Here is a 21,526-nt window from a genome sequence, read left to right as displayed (position 1 = left end):
TCCTCTATTCTAATACTGCTGGAACACGGATTTGATTCTCTTTGTGATCCGGTGCATTTTTTAATACTTCTTCAACTGGTAAACCTTTTTCAGGTACATCTTCACGCATAATATTCTTCATATCTAGTACGTGTGTTGTTGGTTTTACGTTTGTTGTATCTAATTCATTTAACTGCTCAGCAAATGTAACAATTGCATCGAGTTGTTTTTGAAATTTTTCTGCTTCTTGATCTGTAATTGCAAGACGTGCTAAATGTGCAACGTGCTTTACATTCTCAACGGAAATTCTTGACACGGCTAGGCCACCTCCATAATATATCGTACAATCTACAATACTATTGATGATACCAAATTTTCAGTAGTTCAAGCAAGTGAACACATGGGACTTACAGCATTTTTGCATAAAAAAAGAAAGGCTTTTGCCTTCCATGTCATTTTACCCCGTATTAACAGGCAATAATAGCTGAGCCCCAAAGTTCGGCGGGAGCTAAACTGCCCGAAAAATCCCAATTGGGTGGGATTCCCATCAGTGGGGGATGAAAAAACTCTCCACTCATGGAAGTTTCACTTTATTATTTCTCAATCGGTTCTTTTTTCGGAATGTGTTCATTATCTTCTTCATTATCACGAATTGTTTTTTGCAGTACAAAACATGACATTGTTAGAAATAATGTACCTATTAAGTAGTATCCTTTTACACTGAGTGGTTCATCTAATGTGTAAATCCCTATGAGCATTCCAGAAAGCGCACAAACAAAAGAAGTCCATGCTAAAAATGTGAAAGCCTGTGTGTTTCTCCTTTTCATTGTTCTTCTCCCCCTTATCATTACTTAATCTATTATTAGATGGGTATACCATCATTCATACTATGAAATCTCATGTAAAATACCCTATCTTTTGTATTACTCTAGCATACATATAATTCTTTATAAAGAAAAAAATGGATATAGCCTGAAAAGTTAAAAATAATCATTTGACATTTATTGAAGTTAAACATAGAATGAAAATAAATATTACGAACCTCGAAATATACGGGAGTGGAAATAATTGCTGCAATACGAACATTTTTTAGATTTACTGCTCAATAACGCCAAGAAGCTTTTCTATCCAGAAGAATGGGTAAGCATTGATTTATCACTTTCAAAAACAGAAGTATTCTGTCTGCTATGGATGGAGCGAAATACAGACATTACGATGAGTAAAATTACGGAACTTCTCGATATTCCAATGAGTACAACGACAGGTGTAGTGAATCGTCTCGTAAAAAAAGGGTATATTGAGCGCTACCGCAATGAAAGTGATCGTCGTATTGTATTGATTCGTTTAACAGAAGCTGGCATACAACTTGTAGAAGAAGTAAAACAAAATGCTGCTCATTATTTTAACCTTGTAACGGAAGCACTATCAGAAGAAGAAAAAGCATTTTTACTGCAAATCTTCCAAAAAATCATGAACCATATTGCTACATCACAACAAAAAACAGAAGAAAAGCTTACTTCACCTAAGATCAAAAACATTCCGATTGAATAGACCCCTCTGCGGGTTTTTATTCAAAGATATATTTCGACTCTCGTAATATTCGACTACCGAAACAAAGGGGATATGAATGATGAGAATTATTTTATACACAGGTAAGGGCGGCGTAGGGAAGACAAGTATTTCAGCAGCAACAGCAATGCAAAGTGCAAAACAAGGTTTAAAAACGTTAGTCATGAGTACAGATCCGGCTCATAGTTTAGGAGATTCATTTGGTATGAAGCTTTCCTCAGAGCCACAAGAAATTTGTGAAAATTTATGGGCACAAGAAATTAATACAATCTATGAAATGGAAAAGGGCTGGGGCAAACTGCAAAAATATATTACATTACTATTCACATCAAAAGCAGCTGACGATATTACTACAGAGGAACTTACTATGTTCCCAGGTATGGAAGATTTAATTAGCTTACTGCGTGTATTAGATTACTATAAACAAAAAACATACGATGTCATTATTATTGATTGTGCTCCAACCGGTGAAACATTAGCTATGCTAAGCTTCCCGGATATGCTCGGCTGGTGGATGGAAAAACTCTTTCCAATTAAACGTAAAGTATTAAAGGTTGTACGCCCTGTTGCACAGCCATTGCTCGGTGTCCCGCTTCCTACTGATGATATTATGGATGAATTAACAAATACACTTGAACAACTAGGAGAAATGCGTGACATTTTATCCAACCGAGAAGTAACAAGCATTCGTGTTGTTGTGAATCCGGAAAAAATGGTTATTAAAGAAGCGCAGCGCAGCTTCACATATTTAAACTTATATGACTACAATGTTGATGCTATCATGATTAATCGCGTCATCCCTGATACGGTAACAGATTCATATTTTCAAGCGTGGAAAGATGCGCAAAAGAAATATAAAGTATTAATTCAAAATAGTTTTCAGCCGCTTCCTATTTACGAAGCACCTATGTTTGAACAAGAAGTAGTTGGCTTATCTATGCTAGAACGTGTTGGCGATGCTTTATTTAAAAATGATCCGGATCCAACTGCGGTGAAATTCAACGGACGGACTCAATATGTCACAAAAAACGGTGATGAATATATCTTTGTTCTTTCCATCCCATTCTCTGATAAAAGTGAACTCTCTTTAAATCAAAAAGGCGACGAACTCATTATTCGAGCTGGTTCCGTAAAACGAAACATTACCTTACCAAAAACATTAACGCATTTGTCCATTCAAGGAGCAAAATTTGAAGGTGATGTACTTAACATTCGTTTTGGAGGTGTCGTTCATGCGTGAAGATTTATTACGGAAAATCATTCGGACGAAGATAGAAGTTGGAGGGTATGTTATAAACGGATTACCTGCCCCACTTCAGCAGCGAGCAAACGAGATGCTGAACATGTTTCATGAAGAACTAACTTCTTATATAAAGGAACAGAAACAACCTGCGGAAACTTCTTTAAAACGTGTGACAATTGAATAACGGTATAGAAAAGACCAGGAAAATTCCTGGTCTTTTCTACTTAAACTTTTCAATTTTAATTTCATGTAAATTTCTTTATCTCACATTTTTCAAAAAGGAAAACTCCCTAAACTAATGGAATAATTAAACGAATACAAAATCGAAACTGGAGGCTGTAACTGAAATGAAAACTGCTCTTTTACTCGTCGACATCCAAAATGATTATTTTCCAAACGGAAAGATGGAACTGCGAAATGCTAGCGAAGCAAGTGAATATGCAAAACGCATACTTCAATATTTCCGTGAAACAAATCAGCCTATTTTTCATATCCAACATGTTTCCACTCGCGAAAATGCAACATTCTTTCTTCCAAATACAGAAGGTGTACACATCCATAAGAATGTTCGTCCTTTGCAGCAAGAAACGGTCATATTGAAGCATTATCCAAATAGTTTTCGAGAAACTTCATTATTACAAGAATTACAGGATTTACAAATCGAACACGTTGTTATATGCGGCATGATGACACATATGTGCATTGATGCTACAGTACGAGCTGCCTTTGATTTTGGCTTTACATGTACAGTAATACATGACGCGTGTGCAACGAAAGACTTAATCTTTAAAAACGTTTCCATTCCAGCTGCATATATTCACAATACAATTCTAGCTTCCTTAAACGAAGTGTATGCTGAGATAATCAGCACCGAAGAGTTTTTACAGCGCGAAAAATCCTTTTGATTTTCTTTATATCGTTTCATTTCTCTTACGCTTCCATCAGTAACTCTATATTCCTATCAAGATGTATGAAAAAAGAAACACCGCCTTCAGCGAGCAAACTGAAAGCGGTGTCTTCTTGTCTAATCATAGATTTTCCTTCAAATTGTATTATACAGGAAATTTATAAAATTTATACAGAGAAATATGACGAATGAATACAATTTTCTAGGGATTTTATGTATTTTTATCGAATTAAACGAAAATGATCCAAAATAAGGTAAAATCATAAAAAGGGGGAAGTTCATGAAATTTTCAACTCAACGAAATCCACTGCTTTCTCTACTCATTATTGCATTATGCCCAATACCTTTTATTCTCTTTTTTATAGAAAAAGCTGATGTAGGTTCTATTATAATAGGTATTATCTTTTTACCTATTGTACTTATGCTTCTATGGGCATTATTTCATTCTTATCACGAGATTACAAATACACATCTCGTTGCTGTGTTTGGCTTCTTCAAAATTATGATTCCACTTCACGAAATAACTAACATCAGATATACATACAACTTGCTTTCCGCTCCCGCCTGGACGTTTAAGCGATTAGAAATTACTTATAGCAAGTATGATATAGCGCTCATATCATTACCAAAAGATACCGATTTATTTATGAAAACAATGCAAGAGAAATGTCCACTTCTTCATCAAAATCATTCTGTTTAATACGCAAAAAGACCTTCTCGATTACGAGAAGGTCCTTCTTATAACTTCTTATAGAGTTTCAGAAGTAGTTTTTGCTTGCATGTGAAGTGCTAAGTAGTCAGGGCCACCAGCTTTAGAGTCTGTACCAGACATGTTAAAGCCACCGAATGGTTGGTAACCAACGATTGCACCAGTACATCCACGGTTGAAGTATAAGTTACCAACATGGAAGTCTTCACGTGCTTTTTCGATATGTTCACGGTTATTAGAAACAACAGCTCCTGTTAAACCGTATTCTGTATTGTTCGCAATTGCAAGTGCGTGATCAAAGTCTTTTGCTTTGCAGAATGCTACAACTGGTCCGAAGATTTCTTCTTTCATAAGACGAGCATCTTCTGCAACGTCAGCAATGATTGTTGGTTTAATGAACCAACCTTTAGAATCATCACCTTCGCCACCTGCTACAAGTTTACCTTCTTCTTTACCAATAGCAACATAGCTCATTACTTTATCGAATGCAGCTTGGTCATTAACTGGTCCCATGTTTATACCTTTTTCTTCTGGGTTACCTACTGTTAATTCATTTGTTAATTCAATTGCACGGTTTAATACGTGATCGTATACATCTTCATGGATTACTGCGCGAGAGCATGCAGAACATTTTTGTCCTGAGAAACCAAATGCAGATGCAACGATAGATTTTGCTGCTAATTCAAGATCTGCTTCTTTATCAACAACGATTGTATCTTTACCGCCCATTTCAGCGATAACACGTTTTAACCAAATTTGTCCTGGATTTACTTTTGCTGCACGTTCGTAAATACGAATACCAACATCGCGTGATCCAGTAAAGCTGATAAAGCGTGTACGAGGATGATCAACTAAGTAATCTCCAACTTCAGATCCGCTACCAGGAATGAAGTTTACTACGCCTGCTGGTAAGCCAGCTTCTTCTAATACTTCCATAAACTTCGCTGCTACTACAGGTGTTGTACTAGCTGGTTTTAATAACACAGTGTTACCAGATACTAATGCAGCTGTTGTCATACCTGCCATGATTGCAAATGGGAAGTTCCAAGGAGAAATGATAACACCTACTCCTAATGGAATGTAAGAGAAACGGTTATATTCAATTGCACGGCTTTCTACTGGAATGCCGTCTTTTAATTTCAACATCTGACGACCATAATACTCCATGAAGTCGATTGCTTCTGCTGTATCAGCATCTGCCTCATTCCATGGTTTACCTGCTTCTTTCACAAGAATTGCGGAAAACTCATGTTTTCTGCGGCGAACGATTGCAGCTGCACGGAATAAAATATCTGCGCGCATTTCTGGTTTCGTTTTTCTCCAAGTTTGGAATGTTTCATCCGCTACTTGCATTGCTTTTTCTGCTAATTCACGACTTGCTTTTGAAACGCGGCCAACGACTTCTTCTTTATTTGCAGGATTCACAGAAACGATTTTATCGTCTGTAGTGACCTTTTCTCCCCCAATAATTAATGGATAGTCTTGTCCAAGATAAGATTCTACTTTCTTTAAACCTTCTTCAAATGCTACTTTATTTGCCTCTACTGTAAAATCTGTAAATGGCTCATGTTTGTATGCTACTACCATTATTTTAGCCTCCCCTTAGAAAAAAGCGTTTACATAATACAACATTATTCTACACGATAATTTCGATTTGTTCAAATATTCTTAGACTTATATTTAAAAAATTATTTAATTTTTTAAATATAATAAATAAAAAAACAACATGATGCATATGCATCATGTTATAAAATATGAACGTATTCCCAAAAGTTTTTCCCAATTAACAAAATCGTTACTGTCAAAAATAAAATTCGTATATATCCTACGCCCTTTCGAACAGCAAATCTTGAACCGAGATATGCCCCTGCAATCATTGATAAACCCATAATTAAACCATATTTAAACTGAATTGCACCTAAAAATAAAAATGTAATCAATGATACAATATTGCTAACAAAATTTAACACTCGACCAGATGCCGCTGCACCGATAAAATCCATCCCAATTAATAAAAATGCAAAAATTAAAAATGAACCTGTGCCCGGTCCAAAAAAACCGTCATAAAATCCAAGCATTAAAATAACGAAATAAAATAAAAATGTTTTTCCTTTCGTCATTTTCTTATGGGTAGCTACACTACCCCAATCTTTTTTTAGAATAATATAAATCGCAATTAACACAAGCATAACTAACACAAGAGGTCGCAAAACATCCGGTGGGATGTACTTTACAACAAATGCCCCTGCAACTGCCCCAACAATTGTGAACGGAATTAGTTTTCCTACAATGCGAAAATCTACTTTTTTAGAACGAATAAAATAAAGCGTACTCGTAAATGATCCCATTGTTGCTGCTAATTTATTTGTAGCGATAGCCGAAGCCGGCGGCAACCCAATAAACATAAGTGCTGGAAGCGAGATTAAACCTCCTCCTCCAACCACAGAGTCGATAAATGCTGCTAAAAATCCAAAAGCAATAAGTAGTATAATGACTTGCAAACTTAAATCTTCCATCTGTCCTTTCCCTCGATCCCCTTTTTTATTAACAACATTAAAAATTATAACAAAATTTCTAATATAAAGTGAGACTTTAATCAGTGGGGGGCTTTATTCCCCACTGATTATTAGTTGAACCACTCAGGCTTTTACGGGCAGTTTAGCTCCCACCTATCTTCTTCGCTTCTCTCACTCTTGAGGTGGGGGGCTTACTGCCTGCGAATAGCGGGCTAAATGCTCGCAAATAATGCAATAAAAAAAGCCGTTCCTATAATAAGGAACGACTTTCTCTTAATCTAAAATTTGGACAAACGGTTTATCTTGCTTTACGTCACGAATAATAATTGCTTCTGGGCGTTCTACCGACTTAATCGTTACTTGCACTTTAACATAGTTAGGAAAATATTCCATAACAGCCCCAGCTACAAATTGTGTAAATCCAATGACTTCCGCTTTTCCATTAAACTGAACTGGAATCTCAAGCTTCATTTCTTTTAATTGACCATCTTTATAGAATCCTCTGCCAACAACCGCAGTATAGTTTCCGTCAAAATAAGTCGCTAGTTTAGCATTAAAGTTCTTTACAATTGTTGCATCGTCACGATAATTCGTGTCTGCTTCATTCGAAGGGAACAAATAATATTTTTCATCTATTGCTTTCCAATCTTCTACTTTGTCACTGCCTTTATCAACTGTTGTATATGATAAATATGATCCTGGTACAAGTGAAGATTTAGATTCTTGTCGATAAATCGCAAATGTAATTGGGACATTTTTCAATTCATCTTTCTGTTTCAAAATCGGTAAAATTTCTTGGGCCATTTCCTTACCCTGTTTTAGCAATTCTTCGTCAGAGATTTTATTTTCACGCGGATAACCATGTTCTTCTGTATAATAATTAACAGAATTCATCGCAAGACCAATTACAACTCCGCTTAACTCTGCTTCGTTGTTACTTTTTGTTTTTAAATAATCTTGTTCTAAAATTTGCGCTAAATAAATTGGACTCTTTTCATTTTTTGCTTGTAATGTTTCCGATTCTCCTGCCGGTAACTCCGGATTCAATCCATTTGGCAGCTTCTTCTTCGATACTTTTTCTAAATTAGCTTGTTGCTCTGGTGTACGTTTCCTGCCCAATAGCGCTTGTATCGTATCTTTATCTAAATACTTTCCTTCCTGATAGAAATAATCTTTCGTATCATATGATTCTTTCGCAATGCGCATTAATCCTGTTTCAAATTCATCAACATCTAAACGGCTATTTAATCCTTGTACAGCTAACCCATGTGCTGAACCTGATTTAAACGGAACTGCTGTTTTATAATAATCATCTGAAATAGAGTATTTCGGAAGAATCGCTTTATCTTTCGAATCCCCGGATTTTTCTACAACTTTATCTTCTTTTTTCAAATCAGTGCTACATCCACTGAGAAGTAACCCAAGGCTTAACACTGCTAATATAACTTTTTTCATGGTAACTTTGCACCTCTTAATTATTGAGCTCTTGTAAGAACCTCGCTTCATCCCAAATCTCAACGTTATGTTTTTGTGCTTGTGCTAGCTTAGAGCCAGCAGCTTCTCCTGCAATGACTAAATCTGTACTTTTGCTCACACTACCTGTGACTTTCCCGCCAAGTTCTTCAATTTTCTTTTTCGCTTCACTGCGTCCCATCACTTCTAGTTTACCAGTTAAAACAACTGTTTTTCCTGCAAAATAAGATTCAATGTTTTCTAAATCTGTTCGTTTTATCCCTTTATAAGTCATATTTACGCCATATGACTTAAATTGTTGTAATAACTCTTGTACATCTTCATTATCAAAATACGTAACGATAGATTGCGCCATTTTTTCGCCGATCTCGTTAATTGTTGTGAGCTCTTCTTCTGTCGCCTTCGCTATGTGATCCATCGTTTCATAATGTTCCGCTAATGTGCGAGCAGCTTTGGCTCCAACGTGGCGAATACCAAGGCCGAACAGTAATCGCTCTAATGAATTGTCTTTTGACGTTTCAATTGCTTGTACTAAATTTGAAGCAGATTTTTCTCCAAAACGTTCTAGTTGTAATAGCTGTTCTTTCGTTAATGTATACAAATCTGCAAACGTACGAATATAATTTGCGTCAAATAACTGGGTAATTACACGTTCACCTAACCCATCGATATTCATCGCATTACGTGATACGAAGTGAATTAATCCTTCCCGAATTTGTGCTGGGCATGCTGGATTAATACAACGAAGCGCAACCTCTTCTTCTAAACGAACAAGTTCACTCTCACATGCTGGGCAATGCGTTGGCATATGAAACTCTTCTTCTTCACCTGTGCGGCGGTCTACAATCACATTTACAACTTCAGGAATAATGTCTCCAGCTTTCTTTACAACAACATAGTCGCCAATGCGAATATCTTTTTCACGAATTAAATCTTCGTTGTGTAAAGAAGCCCTACGGACAATCGTTCCTGCCACGCGTACTGGTTCTAATTCAGCAGTTGGGGTTACCACACCTGTTCGTCCAACACTTAGCTCAATGCCCGTCAGCTTCGTAACAACTTCTTCCGCCGGGAACTTATATGCAATTGCCCATCTTGGACTTTTTGCTGTTGTTCCTAAGCTTTCTTGAAGTGACACATCATCTACTTTAATAACGATACCATCAATTTCATAATCAAGATGTGGACGTTTTTCTTGCCAATCTTGTACATAATGAATGACCTCATCGATTGTTTCGCAAACTTTGCGATTAGGATTTGTTTTAAAACCCAGCTCCCCTAAAAGGTTTAACGATTCACTATGCGATGTAATTGTCTTTCCTTCTAAATCAGTAAGTCCATATACAAATAAAGATAAATTACGCTTTGCTGCAATTTTTGGATCAAGCTGACGCAATGAACCCGCTGCTGCATTACGTGGATTCGCAAAGACAGCTTCTCCGTTCTGTTCTTTTTCTTCATTTAACTTAACAAATGAACGTTTTGGCATGTACGCTTCACCGCGCGCTTCTAGCGTCACTTCTTCTGTTAAACGCAGAGGAATTGCTTTAATTGTTTTTAAATTTTGTGTAATATCCTCACCCGTTATACCATCACCACGAGTTGCCCCTTGAATGAAGCGCCCTTTTTCATAATGAAGGGAAACAGCAAGTCCGTCAATTTTTAATTCACACACATATCTTACATTTTGTCCGTCAATTCCTTGACGTACCTTGCGATCAAAATCACGTAAATCTCCTTCATTAAAAGCATTTCCTAAACTTAACATCGGTGATTTATGCGTTACTTTCTCAAAAATATCAAGAACCTCTCCGCCAACGCGAACAGACGGAGAATCTTCTGTAAATAATTCTGGATGCTCTGTTTCTAATTTTATAAGTTCTTGCATATGACGATCATACTCTGCATCAGATACAGATGGATTATCTAGCACATGATATTCATAATTAAACTTATTTAAAATGTCACGCAGCTCTTCAATGCGCTTTTGTGCTGCTTCTTTCGGCATAACCTCATTCCTTTCTTACACTTTCGTAACTGGCGCAAATTTAGCCAATAATCGTTTAATACCAACTGGACTTGGAAACGCAATGTCTAATTCTTTTGCATCTCCGTCCCCTTTTACACTCACAACCGTACCAATGCCCCATTTTTGATGTGATGCTTTATCACCAACTGACCAGCCAATTTGCTCACCGCCTGTTGTTTTCGCGGCAGGACGAACAAAGGCTGAGCGTGAACGAGTTGTCGTTGTGGTCGTAGGTTTTGATTTTGTACTAAAACTTTCACGCTTTGGTTTCACTTCATGAAGCGTTTCAATGAGATCCTCAGGAATCTCAGAGATGAAACGTGACTCTTTATTCATACTTGTTCTACCAAATATCGTTCGCATTTGAGCATTCGTTACATACAGTTCTTCTTCTGCACGTGTAATACCAACGTATGCTAAGCGGCGTTCTTCTTGCATTTCGTCTTCTTCCATTAAAGAGCGTGTATGCGGGAAAATTCCTTCCTCTAGTCCTAAAATGAAGACGACAGGGAATTCTAATCCTTTTGCAGAGTGCATTGTCATTAAAATCACTTCTTCACCAGCAGTTGGATCTTCATCTACACGGTCAATATCAGCAACAAGTGCTAAATCAGTTAAGAAAGCAACAAGGCTCTTATCTTCGCTTTGAGATTCAAACGTTTGTGTAACAGATAAGAATTCTTCTAAGTTTTCTAAGCGTCCTTCTGATTCTAATGTACGTTCATTCTTCAGTGCATCACGGTAACCTGTTTTCTCTAACACTTCCTCAACAAGCTCTGTTACTGATAAATACTCTTGCATGTTTACCCAATTATGAAGTTGCTTTGCAAATTCGGCTACTGTCTTCGTAATTTTTGCACTTAGTCCAACGTGTTCAATTTCATCTAACACAGCCGTCAGCGAAAGACCATTTTGCACGCCATAATTAATAATTTTATCAATAGATGTTGCTCCAACACCGCGTTTTGGTACGTTAATAATACGAGCGAAACTAATTTCATCATCAGGATTCGCAATTAAACGTAAGTATGCCAATATATCTTTAATTTCTTTACGATCGTAGAACTTAATGCCACCGACAATTTTATATGGAATATTGGACTTCAGAAAAATCTCCTCGACCATACGAGACTGAGCATTTGTACGATACAGTACCGCAAAGTCTGTGTACTTTCGATTGCCTATTTGCACTTCATCACGAATCTTTTTCGCGACAAAGTAAGCCTCATCCTTTTCAGTTGCAGCACGGTAATACGAAATTTTACTCCCTACTTGATTATCCGTCCATAACTTCTTCGGTTTACGGTTCATATTATTTTCAATAACAGCATTCGCTGCGTTTAAAATACTTTGCGTCGAACGATAGTTTTGCTCCAGTAAAATAACCTGTGCATTTTCATAATCTTTTTCAAACGACAAGATATTAGCAATATCTGCCCCGCGCCAACGATAAATTGATTGATCTGAGTCACCAACTACGCAAAGGTTTTTAAAACGCACAGCCAATTTATTAACGAGAATGTACTGAGCACGGTTCGTATCTTGATACTCATCAACGTGAATATATTGGAATTTACGTTGATAAAACTCCAATACTTCGGGTATACGCTCAAATAATTGAATAGTCGTCATAATTAAATCATCAAAATCAAGCGCATTATTTTTGAGAAGACGCTTTTGATACTCTGTATACACATCGCTTGTCATCTTTTCGTATGGATCTGCAATTGAGATTTTCTTCGCATATTTTTCTGGAGATAACAATTCATTTTTCGCATTACTAATTGTCGCAAGAACAGAACGAGGTTCAAACTTCTTTGGATCAATATTGCGCTCTTTCATAATTTTTTTCACAACTGTTAATTGGTCGCTTGCATCTAAAATCGTAAAATTACGATTAATGCCGATGCGATCAATATCGCGTCGTAAAATACGAACACACATGGAGTGGAATGTTGAAATCCAAATATCCTCTGCTTCTGGACCAACAAGCTTGTCAATACGCTCACGCATTTCACGTGCAGCTTTATTTGTAAACGTAATTGCTAATACATTCCACGGTGCAACACCTTTTTCACCAAGTAAATAAGCAATTCGGTGTGTTAACACACGCGTCTTACCACTACCTGCACCTGCCATAAGTAACAGCGGTCCCGCCGTTGTTTGTACAGCTTTTTGCTGCTGCGGATTTAATCCTGTTAATAATTTTTCTGTTATACTCATGTATTCGGTCACCTACTCTCCTTTTACAGCTTTTACTGTTGCTAAAGCTTTCTTTATATCTTCATAAATTAAATTTCCAACGACAACTGTATCCGCATACTGTGCCATTTTCTTCGCTTGGTCTGCACTTGCAATTCCGCCACCGTAATATAATGTTGCATTTTGCAGCTCAGCTTTCACTTTTCTTACGAGTTCCACATCTCCATATGTGCCGCTGTATTCTAAATAGAAAATTGGTAAATGAAGAAGTTTGTCAGCCATACGTGCATATGCAATCACATCTTCTTCTGATAACTCACAGTTTGCTTCTGTTAACTTTGCCACTTTCGCTTCTGGATTTAATACACAGTATCCCTGCATAAAAATTTCATCCCAGTTCATAATATCCCCAAACTCTTTCAATGCCGCATGGTGAAGGCCCGTTATCCATTCGATCTTTCGGCTATTTAATACGCTCGGGATGTAATAAAAATCGAAACCTGGTGTAACAGAATCCATCGTTGAAACTTCTAATACACAAGGAACCGCATATCTACGAATGCTTACTAGCATGTGTAATACATTATCAATTGTAATTCCGTCACTTCCGCCTACAATAACAGCGTCCGTTCCTGACTCACAAATAAGCTCTAAATGTTCGTCGCTTAACTCCTTATTCGGGTCAAGCTTAAATACATGTTTCCACTGTGAAATATCGTACATGAAAACACCCTTTCTTTTTATCTAATCGCCTTTACACATTCTTTCATTATAACAAAAAATAATGTGCTGACACACATTCCACACAACATCTTTTTCTACGTCAAATGTTGGATTGTATATAGAGAAAGCATGAAAGGAACAATAACTCTTGAAATAGATATATCTATTTTAAAGCTGATGAAGAGGGAGTGAATGTCTTGTTCAAGCAAAACATCGGCACAATGAATGCCTTTATTCGTATTACCATTGGTCTCGTTCTGCTTAGCTGCAATACAGCAAAGCTTGCAAGAAGACCATGGTGTATTTGGCCCAAAATTATGCTTTGGGTTGGAGCAATGAGAATTGCAGAAGGAATCGTTCGTTTCTGTCCTATTGTGGCAGCATGTAAACTCGGTAAATTTATGAATATCCCGGATTTAAAAATGCCTGGCATGGATCTTATGAAGAATGGACAATCTAATAAACAAGAAGCACATCATACTTCTCATGACGAAGAAAAAACAAGCTCTGGAAGTTATGATGCTTCTGATAAGGAAATTGAGTCTGCACTTGAAAAGGCTCTTATGTCCAAACCGCTTTGAATCATTTGTCACTATGCAAGATGCTCTAAAAGAAACTTAGCTGCTGCAGTGGGCGGCTAAGTTTCTTTTATTTTACCACAAACAAGAACTAATGTTCGTTTTTGGTGATTTTTTTATTTTTTTGAAAAAATTAGGATATAATCCTATTGTCAACTTTGATATAAAAGTGATATCATTTTTATATCAAGGGAGGCGAAAATATGAAGGAAAAACAAGTATTTCATGTAAATGGTTTTTTAGGAATAGTTGTCATTCTAGTTTTAATTGGTATCGGTGTATTCAGCCTTATTAATGAATTATTCGCTATTGCCGTTATCTCGTTTTTATTAGCAGCAATCCTTGCAAGTGGCATTGGCATCGTCCAGCCAAACCAAGCAAAAGTGATTACATTTTTCGGTAACTATTTAGGAACAATTCGTGAAAATGGATTATTTTTAACAGTTCCATTTGCACTTCGTCAAACTGTTTCTCTTCGTGTAGAGAACTTTAATAGTAAGAAATTAAAAGTAAATGATGTAGATGGAAACCCAATTGAAATCGCAGCTGTTGTTGTATACAAAGTCGTCGATTCTGCAAAAGCAATCTTTGGTGTTGAACATTATGATGCATTCGTAGAAATTCAAAGTGAAACAGCAATTCGTCATGTGGCAACGAAATATCCATATGATAATTTCCAAGATGAAAACAACATTACACTACGCGGAAACTCAGAAGAAATTTCTGAAGAGTTAAAACGAGAATTAGAAGCCCGTTTAGAAATTGCAGGGGTAGAAGTACTCGAAACTCGTTTAACGCACTTAGCTTATGCAACAGAAATTGCACACGCAATGCTTCAGCGTCAACAAGCAAAAGCAGTATTAGCCGCAAGAAAAGAAATTGTAGAAGGTGCCGTACAAATGGCGAAAGATTCTATTCAAAAACTAGATGAAGAAGGTATACTTGAGTTAGATGACGAGCGAAAAGCAAATATGGTTAATAACTTATTAGTTGCCATTGTTTCAGATAAAGGAGCACAGCCGGTCATTAATACAGGAAGTCTATATTAGAGGTTGTCGGTAATTATGGCTAAAAAGAAAAGCTTTCCATTACGAATCGATCCCGAATTGTACGCAGTTATTGAAAAATGGGCAAACGACGAATTCCGAAGCGTGAATGCTCATATTGAATATTTACTTCGCGAAATGGCAAAACAAAAGGGTAAGATAAAAAAAGAAAACGAGTCCTAACTTTTTAACAAGTAGGACTCGTTTTCCTTTTAGGGGTATCGCCGTCAGGCTAAGCTTAAGTAAGAATTAATTCAACTAGATTTTTTTCTGCTTTCTAAAGAATGAATATGAACTATTTAAAAATCCGCATAAAATTTCATTAATCATTTGGATACGTCTCTTTCAAAAAACTTACAGATTGTTTGATTAGTGCTTTTAGAACATTAATATCAATGTCTGCTACTTTATTAATATATACACATGATTTTCCAGACGTGTATTTTCCAAAGTTTTTTAATAGTTCTTCTCGCCCAGGGTCACCAGTTGCAAAATATAAACTAATTTTAGCTTTTCGGGGGGAAAAGCCTACTAATGGGGCATCTCCTTCATGACCAGATGCATATTTATAATGATATGTTCCAAATCCGATAATGCTCGGTCCCCACATCTTTGCTGTATAGCCTGTTGTTTCAGTAAATATATCTAATAATTGATATGCGTTTTCTCGTTTTTTAAGACTTTCAACACTTTCAATAAACTCAATTACACTATTGTCGGTTTCTGTTGTTTTGAGTTTGTACATATTAGAGGCACCCCTTTTTAGATATAAGTTTCATCACATACATAATTATAATACAAGGGTCACCATACATATGCAGAATGGATGGCATTTTTTACACCTAGGAGTAATTGATATTATTAAGTTGATGGGCATGGTGCAAATCCCAATACCTAAAAAACAGCCTCCTAGTAATTAGGAGGCTGTTTTTTAGGTATTGTATTGTAATTATTTATTGCCAAACATTTTATCTATTGATTTTGAATTTGCAAACAATGCTTCCTCTAAATTTTCATCAGAAACAATTTTATAGTTACCATCTTTGTCTTTCTTTAAGTTCAGCGTAACTACACGAGTCGTCATTGTCGCATCTTTATCAGACAAGTTCTTAACAAGAGTTGTCGTCATCATTTGCTCCATTGCCTTATCAGATTGTTCTTTGTTTTCACTAAACGCACTTGCAAAAGCCATAGGCATGATCTCTCCGATTGTCTTTGTAGTTGCAACAGCCATATCAACAGAAGTAATTTTTACTTTAACCTTTGCCTTATCATCTTTCTTAGATACTTGTTCTGGTTCTTCAAATTTATAGTTCTTTACGATTGCATCGAGTACTGCCTTCCCCTCAATGCCGTCTTCCGTTTTATTTAGTTTGCTAAAATCGTAGCCCTTATCACCTTTATAAACAAAAGTACTTGCTTTTTCATAATTTCCTTTTTTTATAGCTGTCAAAAATTCTTGTACAGTATCATCGGGATTCGAGCATCCTGCCAATACACTCATTAATAATCCTATCATCATGACAAATGTCAATGATTTAAACATCTTTTTCATAATTATTCCCCCTGCTATTTATTAGAAATATTTAATGACATCTATATATTACTTTATAAAAAAATAACAAACAATAAAAAGTAATATTCAGATTAATTGAATACAATCGCTTGGTAAATTTTCGTAATTATATAATCCATCAGTGGGGGTCTTACTGCCCGCGCATAGCGGGATAAAATAAAGGATCCAAAGCGAAATGTACTTTCACTTTGGATCCTTATTTCGTCGTTTTAAGAAGTGCGCGGCAAAAAACTCGCTCGATTATCAACATTATTGTTTAACAGAGCCAGTATTTAAAAAGGGGAAGCCCCCCCTTCTAGCAATCTACTTTCGCAATTGCGCGGTACCCTATATCACTTCGATAAAATAAACCATCACTTTCAATCTTTGCAATTTCTGCGTATACTTTATCCTTTGCCTCTTGTAAACCTTTTCCTTTACAAGCAACAAATAATACACGGCCACCGTTAGTTACAAATTCTCCATCTTTAACATCCGTTCCGGCATGAAATACAATAACATCTTCCAATGTTTCTAGTCCTCGAATTACAGCACCTTTTTCGTAAGCTTCTGGATATCCCTTAGAAGCTAATACAACACCAATTACTGCTTCTTCAGACCACTCTAAAGTAAGTTCTGTTCCATCTAGTACATGATTACATACATCAACTAAATCGCTTTCTAACCGAGGTAAGATTACTTCTGTTTCTGGATCACCAAATCGAGCATTGAATTCAATTACTTTCGGCCCTTCACTTGTTAAAATAAGCCCTGCATATAAAATACCTGTAAAAGAACGTCCTTCTTGTATCATTGCTTGAGCTGTTGGATGTAGAACAGTTTCAATCGCTTGTTCTACTGCTGATTGCGGAATTTGTGGTACCGGAGAATAAGCACCCATTCCGCCTGTATTTGGTCCTTTATCACCATCAAAAGCACGTTTATGATCTTGTGCAATTACCATTGGATATACAGTTGTTCCGTTTACAAATGCCATAAGTGAAAATTCTTGGCCGTCTAAAAACTCTTCAATGACAACCTTTTTGCTTGCTTCTCCAAACTTTACATCTTGCAGCATTTCTTTTACAGCTTGCAGTGCTTCTTCTAATGTCATGGCAACCGTTACGCCTTTACCAGCTGCTAGGCCATCTGCTTTAATAACAATTGGTGCGCCAACTTTTTCAATGTATTGCACAGCTGCTTCATACTCTGTAAATGTTTCATATGCCGCTGTTGGAATATCATACTTTTTCATAAGCTCTTTCGTAAAAGCTTTACTACCTTCAATAACAGCTGCTGCTTTGTTCGGACCAAAAACGCGAAGCCCTTCCTCTTCAAAGCGATCAACAATACCGTTCATAAGTGGAATTTCCGGGCCAACAAACGTTAAACCAATGTTACTTTCTTTTGCAAAAGCAATAAGCGCATCAAAATCATTTTCGTCGATAGCTACGGGCGTTGCTACATCTTTCATTCCTTCATTTCCTGGCGCTACATATACAGTCTCTACTTGCTCTGATTGTGCAAATTTCCATGCTAATGCATGCTCACGTCCACCACGGCCAATTACTAAAATGTTCATATTTCATCCTCCATTATTCAGATAAAGTGAAACTTCCATCAGCGGGGGGCTTATTTCATTCCCACTGATGGTTAGTTGAACCAATCGGGCTTTTACGGACAGTTATTCCCCACCTATCTTCCTCGATTTTCTCTTCATCTTGAGGCGTGGGGACTTACTGCCCGTTAAAGCGGGATAAGTACAAAATAGGAGCTTCTCTGCTCCTATTTTGTTTCTAAATTAATGTTTGAAATGACGTACTCCAGTGAACACCATTGCAATGCCATACTCGTCCGCTTTTTTAATTGAATCTTCGTCACGAATAGATCCGCCTGGCTGAATGATTGCTGTAATACCTGCTTTAGCCGCTTCTTCTACTGTATCTGGCATTGGGAAGTATGCATCAGATGCAAGTGCACTTCCTTGCGATTTTTCACTCGCTTGTGTAATTGCAATTTTTGCTGATCCAACGCGGTTCATTTGCCCTGCACCAACACCAATTGTCATATTATCTTTTGCTAGAACAATCGCATTAGATTTTACATGTTTCACAACTTTCCATGCTAATTTCAAATCATTCCACTCTTGCTCAGTTGGTTCACGTTTTGTTGGAATTGTAATCGTCGCATCTTCTAATGCTAATGTATCCTCTTCTTGTACAAGTAAACCACCTTGTACGGAAGTTAGCTTTTTACTTGCTGTTTCTGCCTTTGCGATATCGATAGTTAACAAGCGTAAATTTTTCTTACTTTGCAGTACTTCTAACGCTTCTTCTGAGAAAGAAGGTGCAATGATGATTTCTAAGAAAATCTCATGTAATTTTTCTGCTGTTGCTTTATCAATTTCACGGTTTGCTGCAATAATGCCGCCAAAAATTGATACTGGGTCAGCTTCGTAAGCACGTGTATATGCTTCATTAATATCTGTACCAACACCAACGCCGCATGGATTCATATGTTTTACCGCTACAACTGCTGGCTCTGTAAACTCTTTAACGATGCTCATCGCTGCATCTGCATCATTTATATTATTGTAAGACAGCTCTTTGCCATGTAACTGCTCTGCATAAGCAATCGAAGAAGCTGCTGCAAACGGTGCTTTATAGAATGTTGCTTTTTGATGCGGATTTTCACCGTAACGTAAATCTTGTTTTTTCTCAAACGTAACAGTTAACGTTTCAGGGCTTTCTTCTCCTGTTTGTTCTGTTAAATAGTTTGAAATTAATGCATCATATGCCGCTGTATGACGGAATACTTTTGCTGCTAATTTACGTTTTGTTTCTTTTGAAACTTCTCCGCTTCCCTTTAGTTCCCCTAATACAACATCGTAGTCTGTTGGATCAACAATAACTGTTACAAACTCATGGTTTTTCGCAGCAGATCGAATCATTGTTGGTCCGCCAATATCGATATTTTCAATTGCATCAATAAATGTCACATCTGGCTTTGCAATCGTTTCTTTAAATGGATATAAGTTTACAACAACAAAGTCAATTGGCTGAATGCCAAGCTCATTCATTTGAGACATATGTGTTTCATTATCACGTACTGCAAGCAATCCGCCATGAATGTTTGGGTGTAATGTTTTCACACGTCCGTCCATAATTTCTGGAAAACCTGTTACTTCAGAAATTCCAATGACTTGTAAGCCATTTTCTTCTAGTAATTTTTTTGTTCCACCTGTTGAAATAACCTCAATACCTTGCTCAAGTAATCCTTTTACGAATTCTACAACTCCAGCTTTATTTGAAACACTTACTAATGCACGCTTTTTCATTTATTCTTCACCCCTAGTTGTATTAAAATGCTGCTCTTATGACTTCACTTTAGAATGTAATAAAGATTTCACCGTATCCACGTACAATCTATGTTCGACAAGTTGAATTTTCTTTTGTAAACTTTCTCGTGTATCATTTTCAGAAACTGCTACCGCTTCCTGTGCGATAATTGGTCCTGTATCCATTCCTGCATCCACGTAATGGATTGTTACTCCCGTTACTTTCACACCAGCTTCAATCGCCTGCCCAACCGCGTCTTTTCCTGGAAAACTTGGCAATAACGACGGATGAATGTTAACAATTCTTCCTCCATAAGCAGCTAGTAACGTTGGACCAATTAAACGCATATACCCTGCTAAAATAATCCAATCAATCTCGGATTCTTGTAATTTCTTTAATATTTCCTGTTCAAATGCATCCTTTGATTCATAATCTTTCGCTGAAAAGGCAAAGCAAGGAACATGATGATGATTTGCACGCTCAACAACACGTGCACTAGGTTGATCACATACAAGTAAACTAAGCTGTACATCTAATCTTCCGTCTTCTACTGCATCTACAAGTGCTTGAAAGTTAGAACCACTTCCTGAAGCAAAAATTGCTATTCGGCTCATGATACTACTCCCCCATTAAATGTAACCCCAGAACCTTGTACAGTACGTCCGATAATATGAGCTGTTTCCCCTTGTTCTTCTAAAAGTTTGATAGCACCTTCTGCATCTTCTTCTTTGACCGCTACTACCATACCAATACCCATGTTAAAAATATTGAACATTTCTTCTCTATTTAATTGACCAACTTCTTGCAGTAAATCAAAGATTGGATGAATTGTCCAAGAACCAAGTTCAATTTGTGCTCCAATACCGTCTGGCAACATACGTGGAATATTTTCAATAAATCCGCCACCAGTAATGTGAGCCATACCGCTTACGTTATATTTCTTCAATAGTTCTAAAATAGGTTTGACATAAATTTTCGTTGGTGTTAATAATTCTTCACCAAGTGGGAGTTCTAAACGACCATACGTACGATCAAGTGAAAGCTGTCCATCTTCTAATAGCACCTTACGTACAAGAGAGTAACCATTACTATGAATTCCACTAGAAGCAAGTCCGATTAATACTTGATTCGCTTCAATAGATTGTCCCGTAACAATTTTCTTTTTATCAACAATACCAACTGTAAAACCAGCTAAATCGTACTCTTCTTCAGAATACATACCTGGCATTTCAGCTGTTTCCCCGCCGATTAGTGAACAACCAGCCTGACGGCATCCTTCTGCAATTCCTTTGACGATGTTTTCAATTTTACTAGGTTCTGCTTTACCACAAGCAATATAATCTAGGAAAAAGAGCGGCTCTGCCCCTTGAACAACAATATCGTTCACACACATTGCAACTGCATCGATGCCGATTGTGTCATGCTTGTCCATCATGAAAGCGAGCATTAATTTTGTTCCTACACCATCTGTTCCAGATACTAATACTGGCTCTTCTAATGCAAATTTTGAAAGATCAAACATTCCTCCAAAACCGCCTAGGCCACCTAGCACTTCTTTTCTCATCGTTGTTTGCACGTGTTTTTTCATGCGAGATACCGCTTCATATCCAGCTTCAATATCTACTCCTGCTTGCTTATATGCATTCGCCATCGTTTCTA

The 21,526-nt window shown here is 36.9% G+C and carries 22 protein-coding genes; 8 read left to right on the top strand and 14 right to left on the bottom strand.

What is annotated here, in order from left to right; genetic code table 11:
- Positions 1-4: 4 nt before the first annotated feature.
- Together gatC and NKR74_RS01685 are read right to left on the bottom strand one after the other, a co-directional pair.
- Positions 5-295 (bottom strand): Asp-tRNA(Asn)/Glu-tRNA(Gln) amidotransferase subunit GatC, encoded by a 291-nt coding sequence (gene gatC / locus NKR74_RS01690; RefSeq protein ID WP_020062440.1) that lies wholly within the window; start codon positions 293-295, stop codon positions 5-7.
- 277 nt (positions 296-572) lie between these two features.
- The gene (locus tag NKR74_RS01685) at positions 573-806 is read right to left on the bottom strand and encodes a YiaA/YiaB family inner membrane protein (protein ID WP_253628439.1); all 234 of its coding nucleotides are present in this window, start codon (positions 804-806) and stop codon (positions 573-575) included.
- Between the two features lie 241 nt (positions 807-1,047).
- On the opposite strand from NKR74_RS01685, the gene NKR74_RS01680 reads away from it, so the two are divergent.
- The 5 genes from NKR74_RS01680 (at position 1,048) to NKR74_RS01660 (ending at position 4,398) form a co-directional block, all read left to right on the top strand.
- On the top strand, positions 1,048-1,530 hold the full coding sequence (locus NKR74_RS01680; RefSeq protein ID WP_253628438.1) for a MarR family winged helix-turn-helix transcriptional regulator: 483 nt from the start codon (positions 1,048-1,050) through the stop codon (positions 1,528-1,530).
- A gap of 76 nt (positions 1,531-1,606) precedes the next feature.
- Entirely contained in the window at positions 1,607-2,788 is a 1,182-nt protein-coding gene (locus NKR74_RS01675) for an ArsA family ATPase (protein ID WP_253628437.1), read from the top strand.
- Positions 2,781-2,975: a DUF3926 domain-containing protein gene (locus tag NKR74_RS01670; protein ID WP_253628436.1), complete on the top strand. Its 195-nt coding sequence runs from the start codon at positions 2,781-2,783 to the stop codon at positions 2,973-2,975. Before NKR74_RS01675 ends, NKR74_RS01670 begins: the two co-directional genes overlap by 8 nt.
- Before the next feature lie 163 nt (positions 2,976-3,138).
- A complete protein-coding gene (locus tag NKR74_RS01665) occupies positions 3,139-3,696 on the top strand; it encodes a cysteine hydrolase family protein (RefSeq protein WP_253628435.1) in 558 nt (185 codons plus the stop codon).
- Positions 3,697-3,978: 282 nt separating this feature from the next.
- Positions 3,979-4,398, top strand: a complete 420-nt coding sequence (locus NKR74_RS01660) for a PH domain-containing protein (RefSeq protein ID WP_253628434.1) — start codon at positions 3,979-3,981, stop codon at positions 4,396-4,398.
- Between the two features lie 48 nt (positions 4,399-4,446).
- On the opposite strand, the gene pruA is transcribed toward NKR74_RS01660, so the two are convergent.
- The 6 genes from pruA to pcrB all read right to left on the bottom strand — a co-directional run bounded on the left by pruA (position 4,447) and on the right by pcrB (position 13,350).
- Positions 4,447-5,994 carry an L-glutamate gamma-semialdehyde dehydrogenase gene (pruA, locus tag NKR74_RS01655; protein ID WP_253628433.1) on the bottom strand — a complete coding sequence of 516 codons (1,548 nt, stop codon included), beginning with the start codon at positions 5,992-5,994 and terminating at the stop codon, positions 4,447-4,449.
- Positions 5,995-6,152: 158 nt separating this feature from the next.
- On the bottom strand, positions 6,153-6,923 hold the full coding sequence (locus NKR74_RS01650; RefSeq protein WP_098309187.1) for a TSUP family transporter: 771 nt from the start codon (positions 6,921-6,923) through the stop codon (positions 6,153-6,155).
- A 273-nt stretch (positions 6,924-7,196) separates the two neighbouring features.
- A complete protein-coding gene (locus NKR74_RS01645) occupies positions 7,197-8,378 on the bottom strand; it encodes a CamS family sex pheromone protein (RefSeq protein ID WP_253628432.1) in 1,182 nt (393 codons plus the stop codon).
- A gap of 16 nt (positions 8,379-8,394) precedes the next feature.
- Positions 8,395-10,404 carry an NAD-dependent DNA ligase LigA gene (ligA, locus tag NKR74_RS01640; RefSeq protein ID WP_253628431.1) on the bottom strand — a complete coding sequence of 670 codons (2,010 nt, stop codon included), beginning with the start codon at positions 10,402-10,404 and terminating at the stop codon, positions 8,395-8,397.
- A gap of 15 nt (positions 10,405-10,419) precedes the next feature.
- Positions 10,420-12,660, bottom strand: a complete 2,241-nt coding sequence (pcrA, locus tag NKR74_RS01635; RefSeq protein ID WP_253628430.1) for a DNA helicase PcrA — start codon at positions 12,658-12,660, stop codon at positions 10,420-10,422.
- The gene (pcrB, locus tag NKR74_RS01630) at positions 12,661-13,350 is read right to left on the bottom strand and encodes a heptaprenylglyceryl phosphate synthase (RefSeq protein ID WP_253628429.1); all 690 of its coding nucleotides are present in this window, start codon (positions 13,348-13,350) and stop codon (positions 12,661-12,663) included.
- Positions 13,351-13,547: 197 nt separating this feature from the next.
- Between pcrB and NKR74_RS01625 the strand changes: the two genes are divergently transcribed.
- The 3 genes from NKR74_RS01625 to NKR74_RS01615 all read left to right on the top strand — a co-directional run bounded on the left by NKR74_RS01625 (position 13,548) and on the right by NKR74_RS01615 (position 15,157).
- Positions 13,548-13,931: a YgaP family membrane protein gene (locus tag NKR74_RS01625; protein WP_098309192.1), complete on the top strand. Its 384-nt coding sequence runs from the start codon at positions 13,548-13,550 to the stop codon at positions 13,929-13,931.
- A 200-nt stretch (positions 13,932-14,131) separates the two neighbouring features.
- Positions 14,132-14,977 (top strand): SPFH domain-containing protein, encoded by an 846-nt coding sequence (locus tag NKR74_RS01620; protein ID WP_253628428.1) that lies wholly within the window; start codon positions 14,132-14,134, stop codon positions 14,975-14,977.
- 15 nt (positions 14,978-14,992) lie between these two features.
- Positions 14,993-15,157 (top strand): type II toxin-antitoxin system antitoxin, encoded by a 165-nt coding sequence (locus NKR74_RS01615; protein WP_098309194.1) that lies wholly within the window; start codon positions 14,993-14,995, stop codon positions 15,155-15,157.
- Between the two features lie 139 nt (positions 15,158-15,296).
- Here NKR74_RS01615 and NKR74_RS01610 read toward each other — a convergent pair whose 3' ends face one another.
- From NKR74_RS01610 to purM, 6 genes are all read right to left on the bottom strand, one after another.
- Positions 15,297-15,719 (bottom strand): DUF1801 domain-containing protein, encoded by a 423-nt coding sequence (locus tag NKR74_RS01610; protein WP_253628427.1) that lies wholly within the window; start codon positions 15,717-15,719, stop codon positions 15,297-15,299.
- A gap of 204 nt (positions 15,720-15,923) precedes the next feature.
- Positions 15,924-16,529, bottom strand: a complete 606-nt coding sequence (locus NKR74_RS01605; RefSeq protein ID WP_253628426.1) for an outer membrane protein assembly factor BamD — start codon at positions 16,527-16,529, stop codon at positions 15,924-15,926.
- A 316-nt stretch (positions 16,530-16,845) separates the two neighbouring features.
- Positions 16,846-18,111 carry a phosphoribosylamine--glycine ligase gene (gene purD / locus NKR74_RS01600; RefSeq protein ID WP_253628425.1) on the bottom strand — a complete coding sequence of 422 codons (1,266 nt, stop codon included), beginning with the start codon at positions 18,109-18,111 and terminating at the stop codon, positions 16,846-16,848.
- 219 nt (positions 18,112-18,330) lie between these two features.
- Positions 18,331-19,866 (bottom strand): bifunctional phosphoribosylaminoimidazolecarboxamide formyltransferase/IMP cyclohydrolase, encoded by a 1,536-nt coding sequence (gene purH / locus NKR74_RS01595; RefSeq protein ID WP_253628424.1) that lies wholly within the window; start codon positions 19,864-19,866, stop codon positions 18,331-18,333.
- A 36-nt stretch (positions 19,867-19,902) separates the two neighbouring features.
- Positions 19,903-20,481: a phosphoribosylglycinamide formyltransferase gene (purN, locus tag NKR74_RS01590; protein WP_253628423.1), complete on the bottom strand. Its 579-nt coding sequence runs from the start codon at positions 20,479-20,481 to the stop codon at positions 19,903-19,905.
- Positions 20,478-21,518, bottom strand: coding sequence for a phosphoribosylformylglycinamidine cyclo-ligase (purM, locus tag NKR74_RS01585; RefSeq protein WP_253628422.1), 1,041 nt, complete (start codon positions 21,516-21,518; stop codon positions 20,478-20,480). The genes purN and purM overlap by 4 nt, the downstream gene beginning before the upstream one ends.
- Between the last annotated feature and the right edge of the window lie 8 nt (positions 21,519-21,526).

The sequence above is a fragment of the Bacillus sp. 3103sda1 genome (genome assembly GCF_024159135.1).
In the GTDB taxonomy this organism is placed as follows: Bacteria; Bacillota; Bacilli; order Bacillales; family Bacillaceae_G; genus Bacillus_A; species Bacillus_A rhizoplanae.
This window is presented reverse-complemented; position numbering and strand designations above follow the sequence as displayed.

Excerpts from the sequence above, each read along its gene's own strand:
- NKR74_RS01685 (WP_253628439.1), bottom strand. The coding sequence starts at position 806 with ATGAAAAGGAGAAACACACAGGCTTTCACATTTTTAGCATGGACTTCT.
- NKR74_RS01675 (WP_253628437.1), top strand. The coding sequence starts at position 1,607 with ATGATGAGAATTATTTTATACACAGGTAAGGGCGGCGTAGGGAAGACA.
- NKR74_RS01670 (WP_253628436.1), top strand. The coding sequence starts at position 2,781 with ATGCGTGAAGATTTATTACGGAAAATCATTCGGACGAAGATAGAAGTT.
- NKR74_RS01665 (WP_253628435.1), top strand. The coding sequence starts at position 3,139 with ATGAAAACTGCTCTTTTACTCGTCGACATCCAAAATGATTATTTTCCA.
- NKR74_RS01660 (WP_253628434.1), top strand. The coding sequence starts at position 3,979 with ATGAAATTTTCAACTCAACGAAATCCACTGCTTTCTCTACTCATTATT.
- pruA (WP_253628433.1), bottom strand. The coding sequence starts at position 5,994 with ATGGTAGTAGCATACAAACATGAGCCATTTACAGATTTTACAGTAGAG.
- NKR74_RS01650 (WP_098309187.1), bottom strand. The coding sequence starts at position 6,923 with ATGGAAGATTTAAGTTTGCAAGTCATTATACTACTTATTGCTTTTGGA.
- NKR74_RS01645 (WP_253628432.1), bottom strand. The coding sequence starts at position 8,378 with ATGAAAAAAGTTATATTAGCAGTGTTAAGCCTTGGGTTACTTCTCAGT.
- ligA (WP_253628431.1), bottom strand. The coding sequence starts at position 10,404 with ATGCCGAAAGAAGCAGCACAAAAGCGCATTGAAGAGCTGCGTGACATT.
- pcrB (WP_253628429.1), bottom strand. The coding sequence starts at position 13,350 with ATGTACGATATTTCACAGTGGAAACATGTATTTAAGCTTGACCCGAAT.
- NKR74_RS01620 (WP_253628428.1), top strand. The coding sequence starts at position 14,132 with ATGAAGGAAAAACAAGTATTTCATGTAAATGGTTTTTTAGGAATAGTT.
- NKR74_RS01615 (WP_098309194.1), top strand. The coding sequence starts at position 14,993 with ATGGCTAAAAAGAAAAGCTTTCCATTACGAATCGATCCCGAATTGTAC.
- NKR74_RS01610 (WP_253628427.1), bottom strand. The coding sequence starts at position 15,719 with ATGTACAAACTCAAAACAACAGAAACCGACAATAGTGTAATTGAGTTT.
- NKR74_RS01605 (WP_253628426.1), bottom strand. The coding sequence starts at position 16,529 with ATGAAAAAGATGTTTAAATCATTGACATTTGTCATGATGATAGGATTA.
- purD (WP_253628425.1), bottom strand. The coding sequence starts at position 18,111 with ATGAACATTTTAGTAATTGGCCGTGGTGGACGTGAGCATGCATTAGCA.
- purH (WP_253628424.1), bottom strand. The coding sequence starts at position 19,866 with ATGAAAAAGCGTGCATTAGTAAGTGTTTCAAATAAAGCTGGAGTTGTA.
- purN (WP_253628423.1), bottom strand. The coding sequence starts at position 20,481 with ATGAGCCGAATAGCAATTTTTGCTTCAGGAAGTGGTTCTAACTTTCAA.
- purM (WP_253628422.1), bottom strand. The coding sequence starts at position 21,518 with ATGGCGAATGCATATAAGCAAGCAGGAGTAGATATTGAAGCTGGATAT.